The following is a 5,055-nucleotide window of genomic DNA, read 5'->3' on the forward strand; positions in this document are numbered from 1 at the left end:
GACCCAGTGGAAGGCGCTCGCGTACGCGCCCGCCTGTCCGGTGTGTCCTGCCGCCGTCGCCCGCGCGACGCCGCTGTCCGGGATCGACCGGCCGATGAGCCAGGCCAGGACGGCCGCGTACAGCCCGACGAAGACCGCCTCGCTGCCGACCCGGACGAAGTTGAGCACGCCCGCCGCTGTGCCGCTGCTGCGGGCGGGCACGGTCGCCAGTGCCTCGCCGTCGACCAGGCCGAGCGGCAGCCCGAAGCCGAAGCCGACGAGCAGCATCGGTACGACGAGCCAGCCGAGCGAGGTGCCGGGGGAGAGCAGCAGCATGCCCAGCATCCCGAGGATGAGGCTGACGAGCGCTGCGTAGATGACGGTCATCGACGTGACCCGGCGGAACCGCGTGGTCAGGCGTGCCGCGAGGATCGGGCCGAGCAGTACCGGCACGGTCATCGGCAGCATGAAGAGCCCGGCGGCGCCCGCCGAGAGCGAGGCGATGCCGCTGAGCGCCACCGGCAGGTACGTCAGCAGGGTCACGTAGCCGAGCGCGCCGGCCACGGGGACGAGCGTCAGCGCCAGGAAGGCCGGGTTGCGCAGCAGCGAGAAGTCGACGACCTTCCGGTCCGGATCCTGCTCGTGCCGGATGTGCGGCAGGACGACGCCGGCCGCCAGCGCGACCACCAGGACCAGCGCGTGCCCCGCGAACACCCCGCGCCAGCTGATCAGCGCGATGAGCGCGCCCGAGATCGTCGGACCGAGGGCGAGCCCGAGCCCGATCACGGTGCCGAAGACCGCGAAGACCCGGCCGCGCGCCGCTCCGCCGTAGACGTTGGACAGGATCGCGGTGCCGCCGGTGAGGACGGCCGCGCTGCCCACCCCCGCCACGAGCCGCGCCAGGTCGAGGACCAGCAGGTTCGGGGCGAGCGCGCTCCCGACGACCGACACGAGGACGAGCGCCGAGCCGAGCCGGAAGGTGTTGCGGTAGCCGAGCCGGTCGGAGGCCACTCCCCAGACCAGGGTGAAGACGGCGAAGGTGATGTTGAACCCGTTGACGATCCACTGGAGCAGGGTGGGGGAGTCCCCGAGATCGTCGGCGATACGGGGAAGCGCGATCGCCGTGCCCGAGATCCCCATGGGGATGACGAACACCGCGAGGAGAATGACGGGTAGCAGCAGCCGGGACGGCCGCTGCGTCTGCCCGGCCCCCGCGGACGGGGCTTCGACCTGCGCTGTCATCGGACGGCTCCTTGTAGGTACGATGGTCGTGGTACCCGCGAAGTAGAGCAGAAAGAAAGGTACGATGCAAGCCGTACCTTCAAAGGAGATGGTCATGGCCGACGAATTCGGACACCCCGCCACCGAGGAGATGGACCTCGGCAAGATCATGGGGGCGCTGGCCGACCCGCTGCGCCGGCGGGTCGTGACCGAACTGCTCGAACTGCCGGACGGCGCCGAGCGCACCTGCGCCTCGTTCAACCTTCCGGTGTCGAAGTCGACCTGCACCCATCACTTCCGCGTGCTGCGCGAATCCGGCCTGATCAAGGACCCCGACTACGGCAACCGCCGTGGCGTGATGCTCAGGCGGGCCGAGCTGGAGCAGCGCTTCCCCGGCCTCCTCGGCGTTCTCACGCACGACGCGCGGCAGGACGCCGTCGCCAAGGGATGAGCTTCACCGCGAGGGGCGGCCTTCAGGGGATGACCTTGCGCTTGCGGAACTCGGCGAAGATGTCCAGGAACATCCGCTCGGTCTCGACGTACTCGTGGAACCCGGCCCGCCGGATCTTCGAGCTGTCGGCGAACATGTCGTAGTCGAGGCCGAAGACGAAGTCCCCGAAGGCCCAGCTCGACACCTCGTCGTAGCTCGCCGTCAGGCCGTACGTGGCCGCCATCTCGTTCCACAGCGGTTCCTTGTCGGCCATCACGGTCGCGAGCGACATCGGCAGCGGCGGCGCCACGTCGAGGTCGAAGAACGCCGCGAGCTTGGGCCACAGCTCGCTCCACCGGAACAGATCGCCGTTGGCGACGTTGAACGCCTGTCCCGCGCCCTGCTCGTCGGTGGCGGCCCAGACGGTGGCCTTCGCCAGCAGGCCGGAGTCGGTCATCTCCAGCAGGCTGTCGTAGGCGCCCGGCTTCCCCGGGAAGCGCAGCGGCAGCCCCAGCTCCTTGGAGATCGCCGCGTACACCGCGATGACCAGCGCCAGATTCATCGGGTTGCCGAGCGCGGCGCCGCCCACCATCGAGGGCCGGAGGGCCGACCAGCTCCAGGACGTGCCGCGCTGCCGCTCTTCGAGGAACGCCTGCTGGTCCACGTTGAACTCCGGCGGCATGTGGCCGGCGTCCGACTCCCGGGCCGGTGTCTTGAACGGGCCGAGATGGGCGCCGTAGACCTTGTAGCCCTGCATCAGACTGATGTGGCGCAGCCGGGGCGCGACCGGCTCGACCGCGTCCACGGTGTTGACCAGCATGGCGAGATTGGGCGGCACCAGTTCGGCCCAGCTCGGCCGGTCCTGGAAGGCCGCGTAGAAGATGTGCGTGACGTCGGTCAGGCCGCCCAGTTTGCGCCGGGTGTCCTCGGCGTCGAGGAGGTCGGCGGCGACGTACCGGAGGCGTCCGCCGTCGGTGCCGCCGCGCCGCGACACCCCGACGACGTCCCAGTCGCCCCGGCCGCGCAGATGCTCGACGAGGTCGCGCCCGACGACCCCGTTCGCGCCGATGACAAGGGCGACCTGCCGGTCGGCCGTCTGGTCTGTGGTCATGATGTGCCCATACCTGTCTCGAAGGCGTGACGCTTCTCGTAGGTATGAAGGGAATCACACCTCAAGGTACGGTGCAAGCCGTACCTTGAGGCCGTGGGCCGCCCACGACCGGGACGGGTCACTTCAGGGCATCACGTGGTGTCGGAGAGCCACGGCCGGATCTGCCGGCGCGCGTGGTGCAGCCGCGACTTGACCGTGCCCAGCGGGATACCCATCCGCTCCACGATCTCGGCGTATTCGAGCTGACAGATGTCCCGGTAGACCAGCGGCGCCACCAGATGGGGGCTCTCCCGCTCCAGCCGGTCCAGCGCCTCCAGCAGGTCGAGCCGCGAACCCGCTATCACGCTGGTCGTGCGGGGATCCACCCGCACGGCCTCCTCGCCGCTCAACGGCCGCTCGTCGGCCCGGCGTTTGAGCTCCCGGTACTTCTGCCGGGCGCAGTTCGCGACGACCGTGTACAGCCACGTGCTGAACCGGCTGCGGCCCTCGAAACCGCGGATGTTCCGCGACACCTGGAGCAGTGCGTCCTGCGCGGCCTCCTCGGCGTCTTCCCTGTACAGCAGAAAACGCGCGCAGCGCCGGACGACTTCCGGCCGGATCGCCTGCAGCAGCTGTTCCAGCGCGCGCTCGTCACCGGACGCGGCCTGCGCCGCGAGTGCTTCGGTCTCGGGAGGATAGGTCACGGTGCCTGCACCGGCTGGGAGATCACCCAGGCATCATAAACACATGCCTTCACCTGAGATGATCGGCCGCTACCGGATCGAGCGGCGCCTGGGCGCAGGGGCCTTCGGCGTCGTCTGGCTGGCCCACGACGACCGGCTCGACGCGCCCGTCGCGATCAAAGTGATGGCAGAGAACTGGTCGTACCGGATGGACATCCGCGAACGGTTCCTCTCCGAGGCGCGACTGCTGCGCCGCGCCACCTCCGGCGGGGTGGTCCAGGTCTTCGACATCGGCGAACTCTCCGACGACCGGCCGTACTTCGTGATGGAGTACGCCGACGGCGGCACCCTGGAGGACCGGCTCACCGCAGGTCCCCTGCCGATACCGGAAGCGCTGCGCCTCACCGCGCAGGCCGCACGCGGCGCCGCCACCCTGCACGAGGCGGGCATCCTCCACCGCGACATCAAACCCTCGAACGTCCTCCTCGCGGGCGGGGCCGAAGGGCAGCAGCGGGTGCTGCTCGCCGACCTCGGCCTGGCCAAGAACCTGGCCCAGGCGTCCGGGCTCACCGTCATCGCCGGCTCCACCGGCTACATGGCACCCGAGCTGACGGACCCGGTCGACGGCATCGACGCGCGCGCGGACGTCTACAGCCTCGGCGCCTTGCTCTACCACCTGCTCACCGGTACGACGCCGGCGCCGCCCGGCAAGAACCTGCGCCCCGACGAGCTGCGCCCCGGGGTGCCGCGCGACGTACAGCGCGCTGTCCTGCGGGCCATGGAGCCGGACCGGGAGCGGCGCCGGCCGACCGCGAAGGCGTTCGCCGACGAGCTGGACCGGCTGGCCGGCGACGCCCCGGAACAGGCGCCCGCCCGCACGAAGCGCCGGATCCGCAGGCCGTACGTGATCACCGCCGTCGCCCTTGCCGCCGCGGTCGCGCTCGGCGCTGTCCTCACCGTCAGAGCGCTGGACGGTCCCACGGCGCCGTCCAGGGAGCGGGTCCACGACGCCACCGGACGGATCAGCGTGGCCGTCCCCGCCGCCTGGGCCGGACAGCTCATCGGCGCGGGCTGGGCGCCGGCCTCGCTCGGCCTGAAGGACCAGCGGCAGCCGGGACTGACGGTCGCGCACGACGCCCGGCACTGGACGGACCTCTCCGCCGACGTCAGCGGCGTCTTCGTCGGCCTCAGCACGGACCCCGCGCTGCCCGCGCGGGTGAAGGCCATCGGGCACCGTGACTGCGCGTACCGGGGCAGCCGCGCCTACGAGGACAAGTCCTGGCGCGGTCAGGTGCGTACCTGGTCCTCCTGCGGGACACCAGGAAAGTCACTGGAAGAGATCGCCCTCGCCCCGGTGGCGGGAGATCAGCCGCAGGTCTACGTGCAGATCAGGTCCGCCGACGGCATCGACGACGCCGACAGCACCGACCGGATTCTGCGGGAGCTGCGCGTGACCGGGTGATCGTCGTGAACTTTTCCAGCCGGCCGGGCATCGAAGTGGTTGTACGGCTTGTGGCGGTCGCACAGCCGGCTTGAAGAAGGGAACGGGATCGGCATGACGAAGCACCAGGACGTGAACGACAGTGGAACCGGGCGGCACGCGGGCGGGCACCGCGCCCTCGCCGCGGGCGGCGCGGGGCTGCTCGCCGCCG

The 5,055-nt window shown here is 70.8% G+C and carries 5 protein-coding genes; 2 read left to right on the forward strand and 3 right to left on the reverse strand.

Annotated elements, in window-relative coordinates; genetic code table 11:
• The coding region (locus HY68_RS32905; RefSeq protein ID WP_041998756.1) for an MFS transporter at positions 1 to 1,221 on the reverse strand (1,221 nt) is incomplete at its 3' end.
• A 94-nt stretch (positions 1,222 to 1,315) separates the two neighbouring features.
• Here HY68_RS32905 and HY68_RS32910 point away from each other — a divergent pair.
• Complete coding sequence (locus HY68_RS32910; RefSeq protein WP_042000548.1) at positions 1,316 to 1,651, forward strand: winged helix-turn-helix domain-containing protein; 336 nt, start codon at positions 1,316 to 1,318, stop codon at positions 1,649 to 1,651.
• Between the two features lie 22 nt (positions 1,652 to 1,673).
• On the opposite strand, the gene HY68_RS32915 is transcribed toward HY68_RS32910, so the two are convergent.
• Both HY68_RS32915 and HY68_RS32920 read right to left on the reverse strand, forming a co-directional pair.
• Entirely contained in the window at positions 1,674 to 2,741 is a 1,068-nt protein-coding gene (locus tag HY68_RS32915; RefSeq protein WP_041998758.1) for an SDR family oxidoreductase, read from the reverse strand.
• Between the two features lie 131 nt (positions 2,742 to 2,872).
• Entirely contained in the window at positions 2,873 to 3,424 is a 552-nt protein-coding gene (locus HY68_RS32920; RefSeq protein ID WP_041998760.1) for an RNA polymerase sigma factor, read from the reverse strand.
• Between the two features lie 43 nt (positions 3,425 to 3,467).
• Here HY68_RS32920 and HY68_RS32925 point away from each other — a divergent pair, with 43 nt between their 5' ends.
• Positions 3,468 to 4,865 (forward strand): serine/threonine-protein kinase, encoded by a 1,398-nt coding sequence (locus tag HY68_RS32925; protein ID WP_041998763.1) that lies wholly within the window; start codon positions 3,468 to 3,470, stop codon positions 4,863 to 4,865.
• The last annotated feature ends 190 nt before the right edge of the window (positions 4,866 to 5,055 follow it).

The sequence above is a fragment of the Streptomyces sp. AcH 505 genome, from assembly GCF_000818175.1.
Classification (GTDB): domain Bacteria; phylum Actinomycetota; class Actinomycetes; order Streptomycetales; family Streptomycetaceae; genus Streptomyces.

What these genes read in the sequence shown, in the direction of transcription:
- HY68_RS32910 (WP_042000548.1), top strand. Translation starts at nt 1,316, where the DNA reads ATGGCCGACGAATTCGGACACCCCGCCACCGAGGAGATGGACCTCGGC.
- HY68_RS32915 (WP_041998758.1), bottom strand. Translation starts at nt 2,741, where the DNA reads ATGACCACAGACCAGACGGCCGACCGGCAGGTCGCCCTTGTCATCGGC.
- HY68_RS32925 (WP_041998763.1), top strand. Translation starts at nt 3,468, where the DNA reads ATGCCTTCACCTGAGATGATCGGCCGCTACCGGATCGAGCGGCGCCTG.